Origin of the sequence: Streptomyces griseofuscus, from assembly GCF_014673495.1 — a bacterium.
Lineage (GTDB): Bacteria > Actinomycetota > Actinomycetes > Streptomycetales > Streptomycetaceae > Streptomyces > Streptomyces murinus.
The window spans coordinates 6284113-6306906 of record NZ_CP051006.1 but is presented as its reverse complement, the minus strand read 5'-3'; the positions used below and the strand labels follow the sequence as shown (position 1 = coordinate 6306906).

Genomic DNA, 22794 nt, shown 5'->3' with positions numbered 1-22794 from the left:
TCAGCCGGTTCCCGTCCCGTACACCGCACCCGGCCGCTCCGCCTCACCCAGCAGCCGTAGCGCCACCTTGCCCACCTCCTCCACCCCCCACCGGGCCCCCTTGTCCGCCGTGGGGCCGTGATGCCAGCCCTCCATGACGCTGAGCCGACCACCCCCGATCTCGAACACCCGTCCGCTCACACCCGCGCTCGCGGCCGAACCCAGCCACACCACCAGCGGCGAGACGTTTTCCGGCGCCATGGCGTCGAAGCCGGTCGCCGGGACGGACATCGTCTCCGCGAAGGTGCGCTCGGTCATCCGGGTGCGGGCCGCGGGGGCGATGGCGTTGACCTGGACGCCGTACCGGTCGAGTTCGGCCGCCGCGACCAGGGTGAGCGCCACGATCCCGGCCTTGGCCGCGCTGTAGTTCCCCTGCCCGAGCGAGCCCAGCAGACCGGCCCCGCTGCTGGTGTTGACGACCCGCCCGACCGGCTCGCGCCCGCTCTTCGCCTCGGCCCGCCAGTACGCGGCGGCATGCTTCAGCGGCAGGAAGTGCCCCTTGAGATGGACCCGGAGCACGGCGTCCCAGTCGTCCTCGTCAAGATTGACGAGCATCCGGTCGCGCAGGAACCCCGCGTTGTTGACGAGCGTGTCGAGCCGCCCGTACGCCTCCACCGCGGTCCGCACCAGCGATGCCGCGCCCGCGCTCGTCGCGATGTCCCCGCCGTGCGCCACCGCCTCGCCGCCCGCCGCGCGGATCTCCGCGGCGACGGCCTCCGCGGGGTTCTCACCGCCGGGCTCGCCGTCCAGCCGTACCCCGAGATCGTTGACGACGACCCGTGCCCCCTCGGCCGCGAAGGCGAGGGCGTGCGCCCGCCCCAGCCCCCGCCCCGCACCGGTGACGACGACCACCCGACCCGAGCAGATTCCGCTCATCCCCACTCCCCTCTCCGTTCCCCTCGGATCTCCTCGGAAGGCCCCGCGCCACCGGACCGTCCCTTCGCGGAAGGACCCGGGCCACCGGGCCGCCCGTCCCCGGCAGATGCCGGGCCATCGGACGGCTCGCCCCCTTCCGTGCAAGCTGCCGGGCCATCGACCGGCCCCTCGGACGCAACCGGGTCCCCGGTCGGCCCCCGCCCCATCGCCCCCAGAAACGTCGGCCACTCCCCGCCCCCATGCACCTGGAGGCTCGCCCCGCTGATGTACGCCGCGGCGTCGGAGGCGAGGAAGACGGCGGCGGCGCCGACGTCGGCGGGAGTGGCCAGCCGGCCGAGCGGGACGGTGCGGGCGACGGCGGCGATGCCGTCGGGGCCGCCGTAGTGCGCGGCGGACTGTTCGGTGCGCACCATGCCCACCACCAGCGTGTTGACCCGTACATGCGGCGCCCACTCGACCGCCATGGACGCGGCGAGATGGGCGAGCCCCGCCTTGGCCGCGCCGTAGGCGGCGGAGCCGGGCGAGGGGCGGCCCCCGCTGACGCTGCCGATCATCACGATGGAGCCCCGGCTGCGCCGCAGCTGCTCGTACGCGGCGAGGGACGCGGTCAGCGGGGCGGTCAGGTTCAGTTCCAGGACCTTGGCGTGCCGTTCGGCCTCCGCGTCGAGCAGTCGCCGGTAGGGCGTCCCGCCCGCGTTGTTGACGAGTACGTCGAGCCGGGGCAGCGCGCCGAAGAAGGCCCGGACGGCGGGCGGGTCCCGCAGGTCGAGCGGGGTGAACTCGACGCCGTCCAGCGGCTGTTCGGGAGGTCTGCGGGCGCAGGTCAGGACGTGGGCGCCCGCGTCCGCGAAGGCCCGCGCGATGCCTGCGCCGACCCCGCGGGTGCCGCCGGTGACGAGGACGGTGCGGCCGCGCAGGGAGTCGGCCGGGGCGCGCCAGGAGTTGTCCACAGGGCGCGCGGTCGAGTTTTCCACAGGGCCTCCCGCTGGTCCGTGGCGGCTGCTAATTTCGAAGCCATCGCACCTAACAAATGTTTGGTGGAAAGGTAGCTGATGCGCCCATGGGTGTCTCCCGTTCGTCCCCGGAAAAAGGGATTTCCGTCGTCACCGTCGACTTCCCGCCGGTCAACGCGCTCCCGGTGACCGGCTGGTCCGCGCTGGCCGAGACCGTGCGCGCGGCGGGCCGCGACCCCGAGGTCCGCTGCGTGGTGCTGGCCGCCGAGGGCCGGGGGTTCAACGCGGGCGTGGACATCAAGGAGATACAGACGCACGGACAGCGGGCGCTGATCGGCGCGAACCAGGGCTGCGCCGACGCCTTCGCCGCGGTGTACGAGTGCGAGACACCCGTCGTCGCGGCGGTGCAGGGGTTCTGCCTGGGCGGCGGGATAGGCCTGGTGGGCAATGCGGACGCGATCGTGGCGAGTGAGGACGCCGTCTTCGGGCTGCCCGAGCTGGACCGGGGCGCGCTGGGCGCCGCGACCCATCTGGCCCGGCTGGTCCCGCAGCATCTGATGCGCGCCCTGTACTACACGGGGCGGACGGCGAGCGCGGCGGAGCTGCATCGGCACGGCTCGGTGTGGCGCGTGGTACCGGGCGCGGAGTTACGGGCGGGGGCGCTGGAGCTGGCCCGGGAGATCGCCGCCAAGGACGGCCGGCTGCTGCGCATGGCGAAGGCCGCGATCAACGGCATCGATCCGGTCGATGTGCGCCGCAGCTACCGATTCGAGCAGGGCTTCACCTTCGAGGCGGGCCTCAGCGGCCTGGCCGACCGGGTGCGCGACACATTCGGCAAGGACAGGGAGGAGGGGGTGTAGATGGGCGACAAGACGATGACCGCCGAGGAGGTCGTCGGCCGGCTGGAGAGCGGGATGACCCTGGGCATCGGCGGCTGGGGCGCGCGCCGCAAGCCGATGGCCCTGGTGCGGGCGCTGCTGCGGTCCGGGTTACGCGATCTCACGGTCGTCTCCTGCGGCGGCCCGGACGTCGGGATGCTGGCCGCGGCCGGGCGGCTGCGGAGACTGGTCACGGCCTTCGTCACCCTCGACTCGATCCCGCTCGAACCGCACTACCGTGCGGTCCGCGAGCGCGGCGGGCTCGAACTGGCGGAGGTGGACGAGGGGATGCTGCTGCGCGGCCTGGAGGCGGCGGCGCACCGGCTGCCCTTCCTGCCGGTGCGGGCGGGCGTCGGCTCGGACGTCATGCGGGTCAACCCCGGTCTGCGGACGGTCACTTCGCCGTACGAGGACGGGGAGACGCTGGTGGCGATGCCCGCGCTGCGGCTGGACGCGGCCCTGGTGCATGTGCACCGCGCCGATCGGCTGGGCACCGGCCAGTGCCTGGGCCCGGACCCGTATTTCGACGATCTGTTCTGCGCGGCGGCGGATACGGCCTACGTCTCCTGCGAGCGGATCGTGGACACGGCCGAGCTGACCGAGAAGGCGCCGGTGGAGTCGCTGCTGCTGCGGCGGCTCGCGGTGACGGGCGTGGTGGAGGCGCCGAACGGCGCGCACTTCACGTCCTGCGCGCCGGACTACGAACGGGACGAGGAGTTCCAGCGGCTGTACGCGAAGACGCCGTGGCCGGAGTTCGCCGGGCGGTTTCTCGGCGCCGACGAGGGCGGGTACCGGGCGGCGGTGGCCGAGTGGCGCAAGGAGGAGGGGCGATGAGGGCGACCCGGGCCGAGTACTGCGTGATCGCCTGCGCCGAGGCATGGCGCGGGGCCGGGGAGATACTGGCGAGCCCGATGGGCCTGATCCCCTCGCTGGGCGCCCGGCTGGCCCGGCTCACCTTCGCTCCGGACCTGCTGCTGACCGACGGGGAAGCCCTGCTGGTCCGCCCGGACGGCACTCCGGAGGGCCGGCTGACCTTCCGGGAGCATCTGACGCTGGTGGCGGGCGGCCGCCGGCACGTGATGATGGGCGCGAGCCAGCTCGACCGGTACGGCAGTCAGAACATCTCCTGCGTCGGCGACTGGGCCCGCCCCCGCCGCCAGCTGCTCGGGGTGCGCGGGGCCTCCCTCAACACGCTGAACAATCCGACGAGTTACTGGATCCCCCGGCACTCCCGGCGGGTGTTCGTGGAGCGGGTGGACATGGTGTGCGGGGTGGGGTACGACCGGGCGGCCGCGCTCGGCCGGACGGCCCGCTTCCATCGTCTCGGGCGGGTCGTCTCCGATCTCGGGGTCCTCGACTTCGCGACGCCGGACCACTCGATGCGGCTGGCCTCGCTGCATCCAGGGGTGCGTGTGGCCAAGGTGCGAGAGGCGACCGGCTTTGACCTCGTGGTGCCGGACGAGGTGCCGGGCACCCGGGAGCCCGCGCCCGAGGAACTGCGGCTGATCCGCGAGGTGCTGGACCCGGACGGGGCCCGCGAGCGTGCGGTGCCCGAGGAGGTGCGGGGCTGATGGAGACCGCGCTCACCCGGTTGACCGGCGTCCGTCATCCGGTGGTGCAGACCGGGATGGGCTGGGTGGCCGGACCCCGGCTGGTGTCGGCGGCGGCGAACGCGGGCGCGCTGGGCATCCTGGGCTCGGCCACGATGACACCCGCTCAACTGCGCGCGGCGATAAGGGAGGTGCGGTCGCGTACGGGAGCGCCGTTCGGGGTGAATCTGCGCGCGGACGCCCAGGACGCGGCCGAGCGGGTGGAGATCCTGCTGGCGGAGGGTGTCCGGGTGGCCTCCTTCGCACTGGCTCCCTCCGCCGAGCTGATCACCCGGCTCAAGGAGGCGGGGGTGGTGGTAGTCCCGTCCGTCGGGGCGCGGCGGCACGCGGAGAAGGTGGCGGCGTGGGGCGCGGACGCGGTGATCGTGCAGGGCGGCGAGGGCGGCGGGCACACCGGCGAGGTGGCCACGAGCGTGCTGCTGCCGCAGGTGGTGGACGCGGTGCGGATACCGGTGGTGGCGGCGGGCGGGTTCTTCGACGGGCGGGGCCTGGTGGCGGCGCTGGCGTACGGGGCAGCGGGGGTGGCGATGGGCACCCGCTTCCTGCTCACCTCGGACTCCACGGTGCCGGATCCGGTGAAGGCCAGATATCTGGCGGCCACGGTCCGGGACGTCACCGTGACCCGCGCGGTGGACGGCCTGCCGCACCGGATGCTGCGCACGGACCTGGTGGCGGCGCTGGAGCGTTCGGGCCGCATACGGCCCCTCGGGCACGCGCTGCGGCGGGCGGCCGGCTTCCGGCGGCTGTCGGGACTGACCTGGCGGCAGCTGGCCCGGGACGGCCTCGCCCTGCGACACGGAAAGGAACTGTCCTGGAGCAGCCTCCTGCTCGCGGCGAACACACCGATGCTGCTCAAGTCGGCGATGGTGGACGGCCGTACGGACCTGGGGGTGATGGCGGCCGGACAGGTCGCCGGAGTGATCGAGGACCTGCCCTCGTGCGCGGAACTGGTGGAACGGATGGTGAAGGATGCGGAGGAGGTGCTGGAAGCGCTGGCCGGCCTGGCGAAAGGCACACGGGGCTGACGGGTCCATGAGCCCTCGGGGGCCGGGGGCCGACCGCCCCGGGGGGGGGACCCGGACGGCGGGCGGGCTCGGGCGGCGGACCCGGACGGCGACCCCGGACTGCGGGCCGACTCGGACGGGCAGCCTCGGGCGGCGGAAGGGCTTGGGCGGCGCCCCCGGACGACGAACGGACTCGGGCAGCGGACCCGGACGACGAGGCCGGCCAGCTGGCGGGCTCGGACAGCGGACGACCCCGGACGACGACGGGCCCGGTCGCGCCAGGCCCCGTTGCCCAGCGAGCCCAGTTACCAGCGGGCCCAATCGGCAGCGAGCCCAGTCGGCGCCAGGCCCGGAAACCGGAAGTCCGACAGCCCCAGGCGAAGACCCCCGGAGACGGCTGGAGACCCGGAGCCGGGCGGCCGGAGGCGACTGGCCGAAGACGGTCGGCCAGAGGCGGACGGCCAGAGGCGGACGACCCCGGACGACGACGGGCCCGGTCGCCGCCAGGCCCCGTTGCCCAGCGAGCCCAGTTACCAGCGGGCCCAATCGGCAGCGAGCCCAATCGGCGCCAGGCCCGGAAACCGGAAGTCCGACAGCCCCAGGCGAAGACCCCCGGAGACGGCTGGAGACCCGGAGCCGGGCGGCCGGAGGCGACTGGCCGAAGACGGTCGGCCGGAGGCAGTCGGCCAGAAGCGGTCAGCCGAAGGCGGCTGGCCAACGGGCGGGGGCGAGCCCCGTGAACGCCCGGGGTCGTGCCCCGATCAGAGGCGTTCGATGATGGTCACGTTGGCCTGGCCGCCGCCCTCGCACATGGTCTGGAGGCCGTAGCGGCCGCCGGTGCGTTCCAGTTCGTGGAGCAGGGTGGTCATCAGGCGGGCGCCGGTCGCGCCGAGGGGGTGGCCGAGGGCGATCGCGCCGCCGTTGACGTTGACCCTCTCGGGGTCGGCGCCGGTCTCCTTCAGCCAGGCGAGTACGACCGGGGCGAAGGCCTCGTTGATCTCCACGAGGTCGACGGCGTCGATGGTCAGGCTGGTCTTCTTCAGGGCGTGCGCGGTGGCCGGGATGGGGGCGGAGAGCATACGGATGGGGTCCTCGCCGCGCGCGGAGAGGTGGTGGACGCGGGCGCGGGGACGCAGCCCGTGGTCGCGGACCGCGCGTTCGGAGGCGAGGAGGAGGGCGGCGGCGCCGTCGGAGGTCTGGGAGGAGCAGGCGGCGCTGATGGTGCCGCCGTCGAGGACCGGCTTCAGGGCGGCCATCTTCTCCAGGGAGGTGTCGCGACGGGGGCCCTCGTCCACGGCGACCGGGCCGTAGGGGACGGTCTCGCGGGCGAAGCGGCCGGTGTCGATGGCCCACACCGCCCGGCGGTGCGAGCGCAGGGCGAACTCCTCCTGCTCGGCGCGGCCGATGCGCCACTGGGCGGCGATGGCCTCGGCGCCGGCGAACTGGTTGACGGGCCGGTTGCCGTAGCGGGCGCGCCAGCCGGTGCTGCCGAGGAAGGGGCCCTCGGTCAGACCGAGCGGGTCGGCCGCTTGGCGGGAGGCGAAGGCGATGGGGATCTGGGACATGTTCTGCACACCGCCCGCGACCACCAGGTCCTGGGTGCCGGAGAGCACGGCCTGCGCGGCGAAGTGCACGGCCTGCTGCGAGGAGCCGCACTGCCGGTCCACGGTCACGCCCGGCACCTCCTCGGGCAGTCCGGCGGCCAGCCAGCTGGTGCGGGCGATGTCCCCGGCCTGGGGACCCACCGCGTCCAGACAACCGAACACGACGTCCTCGACGGCGGCCGGGTCGATACCGGCCCGCTCCACGAGGGCTCGAAGGACATGGGCGCCCAGGTCGGCCGGGTGGACGCCGCTGAGTCCTCCCCCGCGCCGCCCGACGGGCGTGCGGACCGCTTCGACGATGTAGGCCTCGGCCATGCGACTCGACTCCCTCACCAGGAAAGGGGTGTTATCCGCTGTGTCTGTTCTTCTCGCTGTGCTCTTCGTGCTGTGTCGCGCGTACGGCGATGCCGTCCAGCACCATCGACAGGTACTGGCGGGCGATCTCCTCGGGGCTGTGCTGTCCGCCGGGCCGGTACCAGGAGGCGGCGACCCATACGGTGTCGCGGACGAACCGGTAGGTGAGCCGGACGTCCAGGTCGGAGCGGAAGACGTGTTCGGCGACCCCGCGTTCCAGGGTGGAGAGCCAGGCCCGTTCGAACCGGCGCTGGGACTCGGCGAGGAAGGCGAACCGGTCCTGGGCGACGAGCTGCCGGCTCTCCTTCTGGTAGATGGCGACGGCGGCGCGGTGCCGGTCGATCTCCCGGAAGGACTCGGTGACCAGGGCCTCCAGCGTCTCGCGGGGCCCCAGTTCGGCGGCGAGGACGGTGTCGTAGCCGCCCCACAGCTCGTCGAGGAAGGTGCGCAGGATCTCTTCCAGCATCGACTCCTTGGAGTCGAAGTGGTAGTAGAGGCTGCCCGCGAGCATGCCGGCGTGGTCGGCGATGCGGCGGACCGTGGTGGCGTTGTAGCCGTGTTCGGCGAACACTTCGGCGGCGGTGTTGAGGAGTTCGCCGCGCCGGATAGCGGCGGCGGTCACCTGGGGCTTCTTCTTGGTCGGCACGCACCCATTCTGGACGCTCCCCCTTCGGTCCTAGGCGCGCTGGCTGCTGACGGCGACGGTCTCGCCGGTCATGTACGAGGAGTAGCCGGAGGCGAGGAACACGATCACATTGGCCACCTCCCAGGGCTCGGCGGCGCGTTTGAAGGCCTCGCGCCCGGCCAGGTCCGCCAGCAGTTCGGGGGTGGTGACCTTCGCCAGGTGGGGGTGGTGGGCGAGGCTGGGCGCGACCGCGTTGACCCGCACCCCGTAGGGGGCGGCCTCGATGGCGGCGCAGCGGGTCAGGGCCATCACCCCGGCCTTGGCGGCGGCGTAGTGGGCCTGACCTGCCTGGGCGCGCCAGCCGATGACGGAGGCGTTGTTGACGATCACTCCGCCGCCGGTGGTCCGCAGGGCGCGCAGGGCGGCGCGGGTGCAGCGGAAGGTGCCGTTCAAGGTGACGTCCAGGACGCGGGTCCACTGGTCGTCGGTCATGTCGATGAGGGGCGAAGTGCCGCCGAGTCCGGCGTTGTTGACGACGATGTCCAGTCGGCCGTGCTCGGCGGCGGCCGTCTCGAACAGGGCCTGGACCTGCCGCTCGTCGGTGACGTCGCAGGGCAGGGCGGTCACCGCGCCCGGGAACCGCCGGGCCAGTTCGGCCTCGTGCTCCTTGAGGCGCCGGGGGTGTGCGTCGCTGAGCAGGACGCGGGCGCCCTCTTCCAGGAAGCGGCGCGCGGTGGCCCCGCCTATGCCGGTGCCGGACGCCGCGGTGACGACGGCGGTGCGGCCCTTGAGCAGTCCGTGCCCGGGGACGTACGCCGGGCTCTCGACGCCTGTCATAGGGCCAAGCTAACCTACCAAACACTTGTTAGGGAAGGATGGTGACAGCGACCATGGACCTGACCTTCTCCCCGGCCGACGAGGAGTTCCGCGCCGAGGCCCGCGCCTGGCTGGCGGCGCATGTGCCGCGGGTGCCGCTGCCCTCGCTGGAGACGGCGGCCGGGTTCGCCGCCCATCGCGCCTGGGAGGCCGAACTGGCCGCGGACCGCTGGTCGGTGGTGTCCTGGCCGCGGCGGTACGGCGGGCGGGACGCGGGGCTGCTGGGGTGGCTGCTGTTCGAGGAGGAGTACTGGGCGGCGGGCGCGCCGGGCCGGGTCGGGCAGAACGGGGTCGATCTGCTGGCGCCGACCCTGCTGGAGCACGGGACGCGGGAGCAGTGCGCGCGGGTGCTGCCGTCGATGGCCTCGGGCGAGGTGGTGTGGGCGCAGGCGTGGTCGGAGCCGGAAGCGGGTTCCGATCTGGCCTCGCTCACCTCCCGAGCGGTGCGCGCGGACGGCGGCTGGCTGCTCAGCGGGCAGAAGACCTGGTCCTCGCGGGCGGCCTTCGCCGACCGGGCCTTCGGGTTGTTCCGCAGCGATCCGGGGGCCGCGCGACCGCATCAGGGGCTCACCTATCTGATGTTCGATCTACGGGCCCCCGGGGTGGCGGTGCGTCCGATCGGCCGGCTGGACGGCAGGCCCGCGTTCGCGGAGCTGTTCCTGGACGAGGTGTTCGTGCCGGACGAGGACGTGATCGGCGAGCCGGGGCAGGGCTGGCGGATCGCGATGTCGGCGGCGGGCAACGAGCGGGGGCTGACGCTGCGTTCACCGGGCCGCTTCCTCGCGGCGGCGCACCGGCTGGTGGGGCTGTGGCGGGCGCGCGGCTGCCCGGAGCACGCGCGGGAGCGGGTGGCGGACGCGGTGATCGGCGCCCGTGCCTACCGGCTGTTCACCTACGCGGCCGCCTCCCGGTTCCTGGCCGGCGACCGGCTCGGCCCGGAGACCAGCATGAACAAGGTGTTCTGGTCCGAGCTGGACCTCGCACTGCATGAGACGGCGCTCGATCTGCTGGGCCCGGAGGGCGAGGCGGCCGACGGCGCCTGGTCGCAGGGGTATGTCTTCGCGCTGGCCGGGCCGGTCTACGCGGGCACCAACGAGATCCAGCGCGACATCATCGCCGAGCGGCTGCTCGGCCTGCCGAAGGGACGCCGCTGATGCGCTTCCTGCCCGATGCCGAACAGCGGGCCTTCACCGACGCGTTGGGCGCCCTGCTGGCGGCGGCGGACACCCCGGCGGTGGTCCGCGAGTGGAGCCGTGGCGAGCACGCGCGCGGGCGGGCGTTGTGGGCGCGGCTCGGGGCGGCGGGGGTGTTCGGGCTCGCGGTGCCGGAGGAGTACGGCGGGGCGGGGCGGCATCCTGTGGAACTGGCCCTCGCGTTCGTGGAGTTGGGGCGGCACGCGATGCCCGGGCCGCTGGTGGAGACGGTCGCGGGGGCCGTGCTCCTGGACGCGCCGCCGCACGCCGGGCGCTTTCTGCCGAGGCTCGCGGCGGGCGAGGCGGCGGCCACCGTGGCACCGCCCGGCGGCCTCGCCCTGGACGGGGACGCGGCCGCGCTCCGGCTCGCGCTCACCCCCGGCGGGCTGTACCTGGCGACCCCGGGACCGGTGCGCGCGTCCCTCGATCCCGCCCGCCGGCTGACCCCGCTCACCCCGGACGGCGCGCCGCTGCTCACCGCTCCCCCGTACGAACGGGCTCTTTGCTGGGCTCGGCTGGCCGTCGCCGCCCAGGCCCTCGGTGTGGGTCTCGCCCTGCTCGACCGCACGGTGCGCTATGTCAGGCAGCGCACCCAGTTCGGGGTGCCCGTCGGCTCCTTCCAGGCGGTCAAGCACCGGCTGGCCGACGCGAAGACGGCCCTGGAGTTCGCCCGGCCCCTCGTACTCGGCGCGGCGGTGTCGATGCGCCCGGCGGACGTCGCCGCGGCCAAGCTCAGGGCGTGCGAGGCGGCGTACACCACCGCGCGGACGGCGCTGCATCTGCACGGCGCGATCGGTTACACCGCGGAGTACGACCTCTCCCTGTGGCTCATCAAGGCCCGTGCGCTGCGCGGCGCGTGGGGGACGCCCGAGGAGTGCCGGGAGCTGGTCCTGGCGGACGCCCTCGGGGAGGTGACCGGCTGAGCGGCCCGGTTCAGGAGGTGCGGAGGATGCCCGCGGCGCGCGCGGCCGACAGCCAGGAGGGGAACTCGGCGACGAGACGGTCGTACAGCTCGGTGTCGGGGACGCGCCGGGGGTCCTCGCCCGCGTGGAAGAAACCGGCGTTGTCCACGATCCGCCTGCCGGGCACGGGGAGTTCGTCCAGTCTCCGCAGGAAGTCGAACTGCTTGCTGTGCGGGTCGCCGAAGCCGATGAACTGCCAGAACAGGGGGAGCTTGGCGGACTTGCAGAGATAGCGTTCCGCGGCGAGCTTGTTGATCGGGCCCCCGTCGGTCTGGAAGACGACCAGGGCGGGGTCGGTGGCGCCGCTGTCCAGGTAGTGGTCGATGACGGCGTCCATCGCCAGGTGGTAGCTGGTCTTGCCCATGTGGCCGAGCCCGGCGACGATCCGCTCGACGCTGCCCTCGTGACCGGCGAGGGGGAGTTCGGTGACGGCGTCGATGTCGGTGGAGAAGAACACCACCGGCACCCGGCCGTCGTCGTCCAGGTGCGCGGACAGCCCCAGCACCCGGTCGGCGAGCGCTTGGACGCTCCCGTCCTGGTAGTAGGGCCGCATGGAGCCGGAGTAGTCGAGGACGAGGTAGACCGCGGCCCGCGACCCGTCCAGGCCGTGTTCGCGCAGGCTGACCCCGGCCGAGCGGTAGGCGCCGACGAGCGCGGGCGCGGTCTCCTCCACCTTGCGCAGACTGATCGCGGCCATGGCCCGCCCCCTCCGGCTGTTCCGAGGGGCCGAGCCTACGTGATCACGCGCACCGGGCGTCACGGCCGCCCCACAGGTTCGCTATTTTGTTCGCTGCCGCCCCACCGGCTCGCTGTGCTTCCCCCCGCGCCTCCCCTTTCCTTGTCGTACTTCCCTTTTCGAGGAGCCGGCCCGTGGCCGCCGAGTCCGTCGTGACCACCTGTTTCCGCCATCCGCAGGTGGAGTCGTATGTCCGCTGCACCCGCTGCGACCGCTTCATCTGCCCGTCCTGCATGCGGGACGCCTCCGTCGGCCATCAGTGCGTCGACTGTGTGAAGGAGGGCGCCCGTTCGATCCGGCAGGCGCGGACCGTGTTCGGGGGCCGGATCGCCGCGGTGCCGCTGGTGACCTATGTACTGGTCGGGCTGAACGTGGTGGCGTATCTGGTGGAGCTGGCCCGGCCGTCGTTCGAGTACCGCTTCGCGATGCTCGGCACCACGCCCGCCGGCTATGTCCCGCAGGGGGTCGCGCACGGGGACTGGTACCGGCTGCTGACCGGCGCATTCCTGCATCTGACGCCCGGTGAGGGGACGTTCGGGATCACGCACATCCTGTTCAACATGGTGGCGCTGTGGAACATCGGCCGGGTCGTGGAGACCCAGCTGGGCCGGGCGCGCTACCTCGCCCTGTATCTGCTGTCGGCGCTCGGCGGCTCGGTGCTGGAGCTGCTGCTGATCCCGGAGTCGTACACCGTCGGCGCCTCCGGTGCGATCTTCGGGCTGGGCGCCGCCTACTGGGTCATGGGCCGCCGCCTCGGCCACGACATGCGCGAGGTCAACCGGTACATGGCCGGCCTGCTGCTGTGGCTGATGATCTCCGCGGGGCTGACCTCCTGGCAGGGCCACCTCGGTGGGCTGCTCGCGGGCGCCGTGGTGACGCTGGCGTACGCCTACGCGCCCCGCGACGCGCGGCGCGCCCTGGTGCAGGCGGGGGTGTGCGTGGCCCTGCTCGCCCTGCTGGCCGCGCTCGCCTGGCTGAAGGCGGCCTCGCTCACCGCCTGAGCCGGGGCACCGCGCGGTGCCGCGGAAAAGTCAACGGCGTCTGCCCGGTCGTCCGGTCGGGGACAGGTGGGCAGACGCCATTGGTGTTCCGCACGCCTTTGTGCGGGACGTTCCGGGGTGCCGTCAGACCGCGAGCGCGCGGTCGGTCGGGCGGATCGGGGCCGGCAGGTCGCTGGCCCCGGTCAGGTAGCGGTCGACGCCGCGGGCGGCCGAGCGGCCCTCCGCGATCGCCCAGACGATGAGGGACTGTCCGCGGCCGGCGTCACCGGCGACGAACACTCCCGGCACGTTGGTCTGGAATTCGGCGTCGCGGGCGATGTTACCGCGCTCGTCGAGCTCCAGGCCGAACTGCTCCACCAGGCCGTTCTCCCGGTCGGTGCCGGTGAAGCCCATCGCCAGGGTGACCAGCTGGGCCGGGATGCGGCGCTCGGTGCCCGGCTTCTGGGTCAGCCTGCCGTCCACGAACTCGACCTCGGCGATGTGCAGCCACTGCACATTGCCGTCCTCGTCGCCCTCGAAGTGGGTGGTGGAGGCGGAGTAGATCCGCTCGCCGCCCTCCTCGTGGGCCGAGGTGACCTTGTAGAGGATCGGGAAGGTGGGCCAGGGCTGCCCGGTCGGGTGCCGCTCGTCGTTCGGGCGGGGCATGATCTCCAGCTGGGTGACCGAGGCCGCGCCCTGGCGGTGGGCGGTGCCCACGCAGTCCGCGCCGGTGTCACCGCCGCCGATCACGACGACATGCTTGCCCTCGGCCGTCACGGGCGCCGCCACATAGTCGCCCTCCTGGACCTTGTTGGCCAGCGGCAGGTACTCCATCGCCTGGTAGATGCCCTTCAACTCCCGTCCGGGGACGGGCAGATCACGGGCGGTGGTGGAGCCGGCGGCGATCACGATCGCGTCGTAGCGCTTCTTCAGGTCGCGGGCGTTGAGGTCGCGGCCGACCTCCACGCCGGTACGGAAGCGGGTGCCCTCCGCGCGCATCTGCTCGATACGGCGGTTGATGTGCCGCTTCTCCATCTTGAACTCGGGGATGCCGTAGCGCAGCAGGCCCCCGATGCGGTCCGCGCGCTCGTAGACGGCGACCGTGTGGCCGGCCCGGGTCAGCTGCTGGGCGGCGGCCAGCCCGGAGGGGCCCGAGCCGATGACCGCGACCGTCTTGCCGGACAGGCGCTCGGGGATGCGCGGGGCGACGTGCCCGCCCTCCCACGCCTTGTCGATGATGGAGACCTCGACGTTCTTGATGGTGACCGGCTGCTGGTTGATGCCGAGCACACACGCCGACTCGCACGGCGCGGGGCACAGCCGCCCGGTGAACTCCGGGAAGTTGTTGGTGGCGTGCAGCCGCTCGTAGGCGGCGCCCCAGTCCTCGCGGTAGGCGTAGTCGTTCCACTCCGGGATCAGGTTCCCGAGCGGACAGCCGTTGTGGCAGAACGGGATGCCGCAGTCCATGCACCGGCTGGCCTGCTTGCTGATGATCGGCAGCAGGGAGCCGGGGACATAGACCTCGTTCCAGTCCTGGACACGCTCACCGACGGGACGGGTCCTGGCGACCTCGCGGCCGTGGTTGAGGAAGCCCTTCGGATCAGCCATTGGTCGCCGCCTCCATCATCTTCTCGGTGATCTCGGTCTCGGAGAGACCGGCTCGCTCGGCGGCGTCCTTGGCGGCGAGCACTGCCTGGTACGTGCTGGGGATGATCTTGCTGAACCGGGCCGCGGCCGCGTCCCAGTCGGCGAGCAGCTTCGCGGCGACGGTCGAACCGGTCTCCTCGGCGTGCCGGCGCACCACGTCGTGCAGCCACGCCTTGTCCGCGTCGGTGAGCTCCTGGACGGCGTCCGCGTTGCCCGCGTTGACGTTGTCGGGGTCGAGGTCGATGACGTAGGCGATGCCACCGGACATGCCCGCCGCGAAGTTGCGGCCGATCGGGCCGAGGACGACCGCGTGACCACCGGTCATGTACTCGCAGCCGTGGTCGCCCACGCCCTCGGAGACGACCAGCGCGCCGGAGTTGCGCACACAGAACCGCTCACCGGTACGACCGCGCAGGAACAGCTCGCCGCCGGTGGCGCCGTAGCCGATGGTGTTGCCCGCGATCGTCGAGTACTCGGCGAGGTGGTCGGCGGCGCGGTCCGGGCGGACGATGATCCGGCCGCCCGAGAGGCCCTTGCCGACGTAGTCGTTGGCGTCGCCCTCCAGGCGCAGCGTGATGCCGCGCGGCAGGAAGGCGCCGAAGGACTGGCCCGCGGAACCGGTGAAGGTGATGTCGATGGTGTCCTCGGGCAGGCCCGCGCCACCGAACTTCCGGGTCACCTCGTGGCCGAGCATGGTGCCGACCGTGCGGTTGATGTTGCGGATGGTGACCTGGGCGCGCACCGGCTGGGCCTCGGTCGCGTCGTCGGCGGCCAGGGCGTCGGCGGCGAGCTTGATCAGCTGGTTGTCCAGGGCCTTCTCCAGGCCGTGGTCCTGCGCGATCTGCCGGTGGCGGACAGCGCCCTCGGGCAGGTCCGGCACATGGAACAGCGGCGCCAGCTCCAGGCCCTGCGCCTTCCAGTGGTCGACGGCGCGCCGCACGTCCAGCACCTCGGCGTGGCCGACGGCCTCCTCGATGGAGCGGAAGCCCAGCTCGGCGAGCAGCTCGCGGACCTCCTCGGCGATGAACCGGAAGAAGTTCACGATGTGCTCGGCCTTGCCGGCGAAGCGCTCGCGCAGCACCGGGTTCTGGGTGGCGATGCCGACCGGGCAGGTGTCCAGGTGGCAGACGCGCATCATGACGCAGCCGGAGACGACGAGCGGCGCGGTCGCGAAACCGAACTCCTCGGCGCCGAGCAGCGCGGCGATGACCACGTCGCGGCCCGTCTTGAGCTGACCGTCGGTCTGTACGACGATCCGGTCGCGCAGTCCGTTGAGCAGCAGCGTCTGCTGGGTCTCGGCCAGGCCCAGCTCCCAGGGGCCGCCCGCGTGCTTGAGGGAGGTCAGCGGGGAGGCGCCGGTGCCGCCGTCATGGCCGGAGATCAGCACGACGTCCGCGTGTGCCTTGGACACACCGGCCGCGACCGTGCCGACGCCGACCTCGGAGACCAGCTTGACGTGGATCCGCGCCCGGGGGTTGGCGTTCTTGAGGTCGTGGATCAGCTGGGCGAGATCCTCGATGGAGTAGATGTCGTGGTGCGGCGGCGGGGAGATCAGGCCCACGCCGGGCGTCGAGTGCCGCGTCTTGGCGACCCACGGGTAGACCTTGTGGCCGGGCAGCTGGCCGCCCTCGCCGGGCTTGGCGCCCTGGGCCATCTTGATCTGGATGTCGTCCGCGTTGACCAGGTACTCGGAGGTGACGCCGAAGCGGCCGGAGGCGACCTGCTTGATCGCCGAGCGGCGCGCGGGGTCGTACAGACGGTCCGGGTCCTCGCCGCCCTCACCCGTGTTGGACTTTCCGCCCAGCTGGTTCATGGCGATGGCGAGGGTCTCGTGCGCCTCCTTGGAGATGGAGCCGTACGACATCGCGCCGGTCGAGAACCGCTTGACGATCTCGCTGACCGGCTCGACCTCCTCGACCGGGATCGGCGCCCGGCCCGAGTCGAAGCCGAACAGGCCGCGCAGCGTCATCAGGCGCTCGGACTGCTCGTTCACACGCGAGGTGTACTTCTTGAAGATGTCGTAGCTCGCGGTGCGCGTGGAGTGCTGGAGGCGGAAGACCGTCTCCGGGTCGAACAGGTGCGGCTCGCCCTCGCGGCGCCACTGGTACTCGCCGCCGATGTCCAGGGTGCGGTGCGCCGGGGCGATGCCGGAGGCGGGGTACGCCTTGGCGTGCCGGGCGGCGACCTCGTCGGCGATGACGTCGATGCCGACGCCGCCGATCTTGGTGGCGGTGCCGTTGAAGTACTTCTCCACGAAGGTCTCGTCCAGGCCGACGGCCTCGAAGACCTGGGCGCCGCGGTAGGAGGCGACGGTGGAGATGCCCATCTTGGACATGACCTTCAGGACGCCCTTGCCGAGGGCGTAGATCAGGTTCTTGATGGCCTTCTCGGGGTCGGCGCCGTCGAGGAAGGTGCCCGCGCGGACCAGGTCCTCCACCGACTCCATCGCAAGGTACGGGTTGACGGCGGCGGCGCCGAAGCCGATCAGCAGGGCGACATGGTGGACCTCGCGGACGTCACCGGCCTCGACCAGCAGACCCACGTGGGTGCGCTGCTTGGTGCGGATGAGGTGGTGGTGGACGGCCGCGGTGAGCAGCAGCGAGGGGATCGGGGCGTGCTCGGCGTCGGAGTGCCGGTCGGAGAGGACGATCAGCCGGGCGCCGTTCTCGATGGCCGCGTCGGTCTCGGCGCAGATCTCCTCGATACGGGCGGCCAGCGACTCGCCGCCGCCGCTCACCCGGAACAGTCCGGAGAGGGTCGCGGCCTTGAAGCCGGGCATGTCGCCGTCGGCGTTGATGTGGATGAGCTTGGCCAGCTCGTCGTTGTCGATCACCGGGAAGGGCAGCATGACGGACCGGCAGGAGGCGGCGGTCGGGTCGAGCAGATTGCCCTGCGGGCCGAGCGCGCTGCGCAGGGAGGTGACCAGCTCCTCGCGGATGGCGTCCAGCGGCGGGTTGGTGACCTGGGCGAACAGCTGGGTGAAGTAGTCGAAGAGCAGCCGGGGGCGCTCGGACAGGGCCGCGATCGGGGAGTCGGTGCCCATGGAGCCGATCGGCTCGGCGCCGGTGCGGGCCATCGGGGCGAGGATGACGCGCAGTTCCTCCTCGGTGTAGCCGAAGGTCTGCTGGCGGCGGGTGACCGAGGCGTGGGTGTGCACGATGTGCTCGCGCTCGGGCAGGTCGCCCAGCTCGATCTCGCCGGCCTCCAGCCACTCGGCGTACGGCTGTGCGCCGGTGAGCGAGGCCTTGATCTCGTCGTCCTCGACGATGCGGTGCTCGGCGGTGTCCACGAGGAACATCCGGCCGGGCTGGAGGCGGCCCTTGCGGACCACCCGGGCGGGGTCGATGTCGAGGACGCCGACCTCGGAGCCGAGGACGACCAGGCCCTCGTCGGTGACCCAGTAGCGGCCGGGGCGCAGACCGTTGCGGTCGAGCACGGCGCCGACCTGGGTGCCGTCGGTGAAGGTGACGCAGGCGGGGCCGTCCCACGGCTCCATCATCGTGGCGTGGAAGCCGTAGAAGGCGCGCCGGGCCGCGTCCATGGAGGCGTGGTTCTCCCAGGCCTCCGGGATCATCATCAGCACGGAGTGCGGCAGTGAGCGGCCGCCGAGGTGCAGCAGCTCAAGGACCTCGTCGAAGGAGGCGGAGTCGGAGGCGTCCGGGGTGCAGACCGGGAAGATCCGGTCCAGCTTCTCCGCGGGGCCGAACAGGTCGGAGGCCAGCCGGGACTCGCGGGCCCGCATCCAGTTGCGGTTGCCCTTGACCGTGTTGATCTCGCCGTTGTGGGCGATGAAGCGGTACGGGTGGGCGAGCGGCCACGACGGGAAGGTGTTCGTGGAGAACCGGGAGTGCACCAGCGCGATCGCGGAGGCGAAGCGGCGGTCCGAGAGGTCCGGGAAGAAGGGCTCCAGCTGGCCGGTGGTCAGCATGCCCTTGTAGACGATGGTGCGCGCGGACAACGACGGGAAGTAGACACCCGCCTCGCGCTCGGCGCGCTTGCGCAGCACGAACGCCTTGCGGTCCAGGGCGATGCCCTCGCTGGCGCCGTCGGCGACGAAGATCTGCCGGAAGACCGGCATGGTGGCGCGGGCGGTGGCACCGAGCAGCTCGGGCGCGACCGGCACCTCGCGCCAGCCGAGGACGGTCAGCTCCTCCTCGGCGGCGATCGTCTCGATCGCCGAGACGGCGTCCTCGATGCCCTCGCCGGGCAGGAAGGCGATACCGACGGCGTACGAACCGGCGGCGGGCAGTTCGAATCCGGCCACCTCTCGGAAGAAGGCGTCCGGCACCTGCGAGAGCAGGCCCGCGCCGTCGCCGGAGTCCGGCTCGGAGCCGGTGGCGCCGCGGTGCTCCAGATTGCGCAGCACGGTGAGCGCCTGTTCGACCAGGGTGTGGGAGGCCTCGCCGGTGAGAGTGGCGACGAAACCGACGCCGCAGGCGTCGTGTTCGTTGCGGGGGTCGTACATACCCTGCGCAGCAGGGCGAGCATCCATGAACGACCAGTTCTGGCCGTTCTCGGAATGCTGGGACGGCTGGCGCGGCGTACGCATCGGCTCTCCCGTCGTCGTCATATGGCATGTGGCGTGTGCCGAGGGACGACGTTGGCCCTCTGCGGAGATGGCGAAATTTCGTGCAGGTTACATGATGACCCGGTTCTCGGGAAGCGGATACTCCGTTTCATCATGCGGACACCACGGGGGTTCATGACGGGTGCCCGGGAGCCGCGCGGGGCGGCCGGGTACCGCACGAAGCGGCCGGTGCCGCATGGCGCGACGGCCGGTACCGCCCGGGGCGACCTGGCCGCCGCGGTGGCGGCGAAACGCGTGGGGGGTGGACCGCTGCGACACCATCGGTCGGATCGGTGTCCATCGGTCCGGGGAGCAGGGGGGTCTTCGTCGGCCCACCCCACAGGGGTGCGGCAGGCGTCATTGCCCACAGCGCTTACGGCTCATGCCCCGTGGTCACGCATCCGAAACCAACGGGTAACGGCTACTTATTCGTCATCACGTATAAGTACCGGCGCGCGTCATCCTACGGCCGTTCCGAACAGTGCGCCGAGGGCGTACGTCACACCGGCGGCCGCACCGCCCAGCGCGAGCTGCCGCAGACCGCTGAACCACCAGCTGCGCGCGGTCACCTTGGCCACGACGGCGCCACAGCCGAAGAGCCCGATCAGCGCGAGCAGCAGGGCGGGCCACAGGACGGTCGCGCCGAGCAGATACGGCAGCAGCGGCAGCAGCGCGCCGAGCGCGAAGGAACCGAAGGAGGAGACGGCCGCGACCAGCGGCGAGGGCAGGTCGCTCGGGTCGATGCCCAGTTCCTCGCGGGCGTGTATCTCCAGGGCCTGCTCGGGGTCCTTGGACAGCTGCCGGGCGACCTCGCGGGCCAGTTCGGGGGCCACACCCCGGGCCGCATAGAGCGCCGCGAGCTCGTCCTCCTCGTCCTGGGGGTGGCGGCGCAGCTCCCGGCGCTCGACGTCCAGCTCGGCCTCGACCAGCTCGCGCTGGGAGGCGACGGAGGTGTACTCGCCCGCGGCCATGGAGAAGGCGCCGGCGGCGAGGCCCGCGAGCCCGGTGATGACGATGGTCTGGTGGCCGACGGCGCCACCGGCCACGCCGGTCATCAGGGCGAGGTTGGAGACCAGGCCGTCCATAGCGCCGAACACGGCGGGGCGCAGCCAGCCGCCGTTGACATCGCGGTGCGTGTGGTTGTCGCGGTGCGCTTCGTGCAGCGCCGCCGTGGTCTCGATGAGGGCCATGATCTTCTTCCCCGATTTAGCTTAGCCAAAGCTAACTTTGGACGAGTTCTACTTTTCGACACCACAGAATCTACGCCGTTCGTGATCGCGCCGCCAGCAAGGAAAGGCTGGGCTAACCTGCGACTTTACGGTTTTTGCGCTCATCGGTGCCCCTTACTGCTCAGGTTGCCGAGCGGGTGACAGGTCCCCTTCCCAGGCACGTAGCGCGGCCCGTCGTGGCACACATCCGCAAAGGGTCCGCGGGCCCGGACGGGCCCCGCCGAAGGAGGCCGCCCATGGCATCGACCGCCTGCACTCCCCCGCCCCCGGCGCCCGGGGAGCTCACCGGTCCCCGCTCCCGGGCCCGGGGCGCGCTGCTCGGCCTGGCCGTCGGGGACGCGCTCGGCGCCCCCGCGGAGAATCTGAAGCCCTCCGAGATCCGGGCCCGCTGGGGCCGTATCACCGGGTTCGTCGCGGACCGGCCGCAGGGTACGGACGACACCGAGTACGCCCTCTTCTCCGGACTGCTGCTCGCCCGGCACGGCTCCGCGCTCACCCCGGCGCACGCGGAGGCGGCCTGGCACGAGTGGATCACCGAGCGGGCCACGTTCCGCGGCGCGGGCTTCAGCGAGCGGGGCACGCTGGAGAATCTGCGCCGGGGCCTTGCGGCGCCGATCTCCGCGCAGCACCGGCACGCCTGGAGCGACGGGCTCGCGATGCGCGCGGCCCCCTTCGGGGTGTTCGCGGCGGGCCGCCCCGGGGAGGCGGCCCGGCTGGTCGCGATCGACGGCTCGGTCAGCCACGAGGGCGAGGGGATCTACGGCGGCCAGGCCGTCGCGGCGGGAGTGGCCGCGGCGATGGCGGGTGCCCCGGTCCCGGTGGTGATCGCCGCGGCCCTCGCGGTGATCCCGGACGACTCCTGGACCGCGCGTTCGCTGCGCCGCGCGGTGGCCGTCGCCCACCGCGGCGAACGCGCGGTCCGCTCCGCGGTCGTCATCGGCGGCTATCCCTGGACCGACCTCGCCCCGGAGGCCGTCGCGCTGGCCTTCGGCGCCTACGCCACAGCCGACGGCGACTTCCGCGAGGCGGTCCTGACCGCCGTCAACATGGGCCGCGACGCGGACACGACGGCGGCGGTGGCGGGCGCGCTGTCGGGCGCGACCCAGGGACTGTCCGCGATCCCGGCGGCCTGGGCGGACGCGATCGGCCCGGCGCGGGGCAGGTGCCTGCCGTCGATGGGCGGGCGGCACGTCCTGGAGCTGGCGGACCTCCTCCTCCAGCCCGCGGAGCCACCCCGGCCCGCAGCGGCGGCCCTTGACACGCCGGCCCCAGCTCAGCCGACGCCAGCCGTCCTCGATACGACGTCCCCACCTCAGCCGACACCAGCCGCACCCCGACCGACGGCCGCACCCCAACCGACACCAGCCGCGCTTCAACCGACGGCCCCGCCCCTGCCCGCTCTCGCGGCCCATCGGCCGACCGCCGTCCCCGCACCCGTCCCTGTCTCCCTCCCCGTCCTCACCGCCGAGGCGGGCGTCGCGGTGGACGGCGGCAGGGGCGCGGTCGGGTGCGCCGCCAGGGTCGGCACCGAGGGGGCCGTGTGATGGCCGGGCGCGTCGAAGGGATGCTGCTGGGGCTGGCGGCCGGGGACGCCGCCGGCTGGCCCGCCGCCCGGCACCGCGCCGCGCGGATGCCCGAGTGGACCCGTCGGCTCACCCGCGAGCTGGACACCTTCGCGGAGCAGAACGCGACCACCACCCTCCCGGTGCCGATCGCCCTCAACCAGCCCCCCGAACCCCTCCGCCTCGGCCCCTCCGACGACGCCGAATGGGCGGCCTTCGCCGCGGAGGCGGTACTGCGGGCCGGCCCCGACGACGCCCTCGGCGACCTCAGCCGTGACCGCCGTATGCGGGCCGCCATCGACCTCACCTGGTCCGCCGTCGCCTGCGAGGTCGCCGCCGCCGCGGACCGCGCGCCGGAGATCGAGTCCGCCGTACTGCCGCTGCGCGCCCGCATCTCGGTCCGGGCCGGACTCGGCAACCTCGCCACCGGTCTGCGCCCGCCCGCCAGCGGCCACGACAACCCGCACTACTTCGACGACGCCGCCTGTGTACGCGCCTGCGCCCTCGCCGTGGCCCACCCCGGGGACCCCGAACGCGCCGCCGCCCTCGCCGAGTTCGACGCCCGCTACACCCAGGACGGCGACGGTGTGCACGGCGCCCGCGCCATGGCCGCGGCCGTCTCGCTCGCCCTCACCGGCGCGGACACCCGCACCTGCGTCACCGCCGCCCTCGCCGAACTCCCGCCCGACACGGAGATCGGCCGCAACGCCCGGCACGCGCTCGCGCTCGCCGAGGACGGCGCGTCCGCCTTCGCCCTCGTACCGCTCCTCGAACACCAGATCGTGGACCACGTCTACAGCTACGGCGTCGCCGCCGCCGAGACCGTCCCCGTCGCGCTCGCGCTGACCACCGCCACCGACGGCCGTATCGCCGCGGCCGTACCCGCCGCCGCCTGCCTGTCCCGGGTCGCCGACTCCGCCCCCGCCCTCACGGGCGCCCTCACCGGCGCGCTCGGCGGCGCCGCCGCGATCCCCGACACCTGGCGGGACGCCTGCCGGGTACTGCCCGGCTGCGCCCTGCCCCGCCTCACCGGCACCGATCTGGTGGAACTCGCCGGACTCCTGGAAGCCGCGCAACCGGCCCACCCGGGAGGATGATT

18 protein-coding genes are annotated in these 22794 nt (G+C 72.9%); 9 read left to right on the top strand and 9 right to left on the bottom strand.

Annotated elements, in window-relative coordinates; all coding sequences use genetic code 11:
* Complete coding sequence (locus HEP81_RS28665; protein ID WP_037653212.1) at positions 1-915, bottom strand: SDR family oxidoreductase; 915 nt, start codon at positions 913-915, stop codon at positions 1-3.
* Positions 912-1832: an SDR family oxidoreductase gene (locus HEP81_RS28660; protein ID WP_078967224.1), complete on the bottom strand. Its 921-nt coding sequence runs from the start codon at positions 1830-1832 to the stop codon at positions 912-914. Before HEP81_RS28660 ends, HEP81_RS28665 begins: the two co-directional genes overlap by 4 nt.
* Before the next feature lie 143 nt (positions 1833-1975).
* On the opposite strand from HEP81_RS28660, the gene HEP81_RS28655 reads away from it, so the two are divergent.
* The 4 genes from HEP81_RS28655 to HEP81_RS28640 are packed head-to-tail and all read left to right on the top strand — an operon-like array spanning position 1976 to position 5381.
* Positions 1976-2728, top strand: a complete 753-nt coding sequence (locus tag HEP81_RS28655) for an enoyl-CoA hydratase family protein (RefSeq protein WP_037653211.1) — start codon at positions 1976-1978, stop codon at positions 2726-2728.
* A complete protein-coding gene (locus HEP81_RS28650; RefSeq protein WP_037653209.1) occupies positions 2729-3580 on the top strand; it encodes a CoA transferase subunit A in 852 nt (283 codons plus the stop codon).
* Positions 3577-4317, top strand: coding sequence for a CoA-transferase subunit beta (locus HEP81_RS28645; protein ID WP_037653207.1), 741 nt, complete (start codon positions 3577-3579; stop codon positions 4315-4317). The genes HEP81_RS28650 and HEP81_RS28645 overlap by 4 nt, the downstream gene beginning before the upstream one ends.
* Positions 4317-5381: an NAD(P)H-dependent flavin oxidoreductase gene (locus HEP81_RS28640; protein WP_037653205.1), complete on the top strand. Its 1065-nt coding sequence runs from the start codon at positions 4317-4319 to the stop codon at positions 5379-5381. Before HEP81_RS28645 ends, HEP81_RS28640 begins: the two co-directional genes overlap by 1 nt.
* Before the next feature lie 740 nt (positions 5382-6121).
* Here HEP81_RS28640 and HEP81_RS28635 read toward each other — a convergent pair.
* From HEP81_RS28635 to HEP81_RS28625, 3 genes are read right to left on the bottom strand one after another with little or no spacing between them, the layout of a single operon-like run.
* Entirely contained in the window at positions 6122-7279 is a 1158-nt protein-coding gene (locus HEP81_RS28635) for an acetyl-CoA C-acetyltransferase (protein ID WP_037653203.1), read from the bottom strand.
* Between the two features lie 31 nt (positions 7280-7310).
* Entirely contained in the window at positions 7311-7964 is a 654-nt protein-coding gene (locus HEP81_RS28630; protein ID WP_051849980.1) for a TetR/AcrR family transcriptional regulator, read from the bottom strand.
* A 30-nt stretch (positions 7965-7994) separates the two neighbouring features.
* Complete coding sequence (locus tag HEP81_RS28625; RefSeq protein WP_037653201.1) at positions 7995-8780, bottom strand: SDR family oxidoreductase; 786 nt, start codon at positions 8778-8780, stop codon at positions 7995-7997.
* 53 nt (positions 8781-8833) lie between these two features.
* Between HEP81_RS28625 and HEP81_RS28620 the strand changes: the two genes are divergently transcribed.
* Both HEP81_RS28620 and HEP81_RS28615 read left to right on the top strand, forming a co-directional pair.
* A complete protein-coding gene (locus HEP81_RS28620; protein WP_037653200.1) occupies positions 8834-9973 on the top strand; it encodes an acyl-CoA dehydrogenase family protein in 1140 nt (379 codons plus the stop codon).
* The gene (locus HEP81_RS28615; protein ID WP_037653198.1) at positions 9973-10935 is read left to right on the top strand and encodes an acyl-CoA dehydrogenase family protein; all 963 of its coding nucleotides are present in this window, start codon (positions 9973-9975) and stop codon (positions 10933-10935) included. Before HEP81_RS28620 ends, HEP81_RS28615 begins: the two co-directional genes overlap by 1 nt.
* A gap of 10 nt (positions 10936-10945) precedes the next feature.
* On the opposite strand, the gene HEP81_RS28610 is transcribed toward HEP81_RS28615, so the two are convergent.
* Complete coding sequence (locus tag HEP81_RS28610; RefSeq protein ID WP_037653196.1) at positions 10946-11671, bottom strand: vWA domain-containing protein; 726 nt, start codon at positions 11669-11671, stop codon at positions 10946-10948.
* A 173-nt stretch (positions 11672-11844) separates the two neighbouring features.
* Here HEP81_RS28610 and HEP81_RS28605 point away from each other — a divergent pair, with 173 nt between their 5' ends.
* Positions 11845-12711 carry a rhomboid family intramembrane serine protease gene (locus HEP81_RS28605; protein ID WP_037653195.1) on the top strand — a complete coding sequence of 289 codons (867 nt, stop codon included), beginning with the start codon at positions 11845-11847 and terminating at the stop codon, positions 12709-12711.
* Positions 12712-12834: 123 nt separating this feature from the next.
* Here HEP81_RS28605 and HEP81_RS28600 read toward each other — a convergent pair whose 3' ends face one another.
* The 3 genes from HEP81_RS28600 to HEP81_RS28590 all read right to left on the bottom strand — a co-directional run bounded on the left by HEP81_RS28600 (position 12835) and on the right by HEP81_RS28590 (position 20094).
* Positions 12835-14298, bottom strand: a complete 1464-nt coding sequence (locus tag HEP81_RS28600) for a glutamate synthase subunit beta (protein WP_037653193.1) — start codon at positions 14296-14298, stop codon at positions 12835-12837.
* The gene (gene gltB, locus HEP81_RS28595) at positions 14291-18802 is read right to left on the bottom strand and encodes a glutamate synthase large subunit (protein WP_037653192.1); all 4512 of its coding nucleotides are present in this window, start codon (positions 18800-18802) and stop codon (positions 14291-14293) included. Before gltB ends, HEP81_RS28600 begins: the two co-directional genes overlap by 8 nt.
* A 560-nt stretch (positions 18803-19362) precedes the next feature.
* Positions 19363-20094: a VIT1/CCC1 transporter family protein gene (locus HEP81_RS28590; RefSeq protein ID WP_037653190.1), complete on the bottom strand. Its 732-nt coding sequence runs from the start codon at positions 20092-20094 to the stop codon at positions 19363-19365.
* A 275-nt stretch (positions 20095-20369) separates the two neighbouring features.
* Here HEP81_RS28590 and HEP81_RS28585 point away from each other — a divergent pair, with 275 nt between their 5' ends.
* Entirely contained in the window at positions 20370-21677 is a 1308-nt protein-coding gene (locus HEP81_RS28585) for an ADP-ribosylglycohydrolase family protein (protein ID WP_243279621.1), read from the top strand.
* The gene (locus HEP81_RS28580; RefSeq protein WP_172636993.1) at positions 21677-22792 is read left to right on the top strand and encodes an ADP-ribosylglycohydrolase family protein; all 1116 of its coding nucleotides are present in this window, start codon (positions 21677-21679) and stop codon (positions 22790-22792) included. Before HEP81_RS28585 ends, HEP81_RS28580 begins: the two co-directional genes overlap by 1 nt.
* The last annotated feature ends 2 nt before the right edge of the window (positions 22793-22794 follow it).

Bases quoted from the DNA above. Each gene is read 5' to 3' on its own strand.
- HEP81_RS28590 (WP_037653190.1), bottom strand. From the start codon at position 20,094: ATGGCCCTCATCGAGACCACGGCGGCGCTGCACGAAGCGCACCGCGAC.
- HEP81_RS28585 (WP_243279621.1), top strand. From the start codon at position 20,370: ATGGCATCGACCGCCTGCACTCCCCCGCCCCCGGCGCCCGGGGAGCTC.
- HEP81_RS28615 (WP_037653198.1), top strand. From the start codon at position 9,973: ATGCGCTTCCTGCCCGATGCCGAACAGCGGGCCTTCACCGACGCGTTG.
- HEP81_RS28645 (WP_037653207.1), top strand. From the start codon at position 3,577: ATGAGGGCGACCCGGGCCGAGTACTGCGTGATCGCCTGCGCCGAGGCA.
- HEP81_RS28625 (WP_037653201.1), bottom strand. From the start codon at position 8,780: ATGACAGGCGTCGAGAGCCCGGCGTACGTCCCCGGGCACGGACTGCTC.
- gltB (WP_037653192.1), bottom strand. From the start codon at position 18,802: ATGTACGACCCCCGCAACGAACACGACGCCTGCGGCGTCGGTTTCGTC.
- HEP81_RS28600 (WP_037653193.1), bottom strand. From the start codon at position 14,298: ATGGCTGATCCGAAGGGCTTCCTCAACCACGGCCGCGAGGTCGCCAGG.
- HEP81_RS28665 (WP_037653212.1), bottom strand. From the start codon at position 915: ATGAGCGGAATCTGCTCGGGTCGGGTGGTCGTCGTCACCGGTGCGGGG.
- HEP81_RS28650 (WP_037653209.1), top strand. From the start codon at position 2,729: ATGGGCGACAAGACGATGACCGCCGAGGAGGTCGTCGGCCGGCTGGAG.
- HEP81_RS28620 (WP_037653200.1), top strand. From the start codon at position 8,834: ATGGACCTGACCTTCTCCCCGGCCGACGAGGAGTTCCGCGCCGAGGCC.
- HEP81_RS28610 (WP_037653196.1), bottom strand. From the start codon at position 11,671: ATGGCCGCGATCAGTCTGCGCAAGGTGGAGGAGACCGCGCCCGCGCTC.
- HEP81_RS28640 (WP_037653205.1), top strand. From the start codon at position 4,317: ATGGAGACCGCGCTCACCCGGTTGACCGGCGTCCGTCATCCGGTGGTG.
- HEP81_RS28635 (WP_037653203.1), bottom strand. From the start codon at position 7,279: ATGGCCGAGGCCTACATCGTCGAAGCGGTCCGCACGCCCGTCGGGCGG.
- HEP81_RS28655 (WP_037653211.1), top strand. From the start codon at position 1,976: ATGGGTGTCTCCCGTTCGTCCCCGGAAAAAGGGATTTCCGTCGTCACC.
- HEP81_RS28580 (WP_172636993.1), top strand. From the start codon at position 21,677: ATGGCCGGGCGCGTCGAAGGGATGCTGCTGGGGCTGGCGGCCGGGGAC.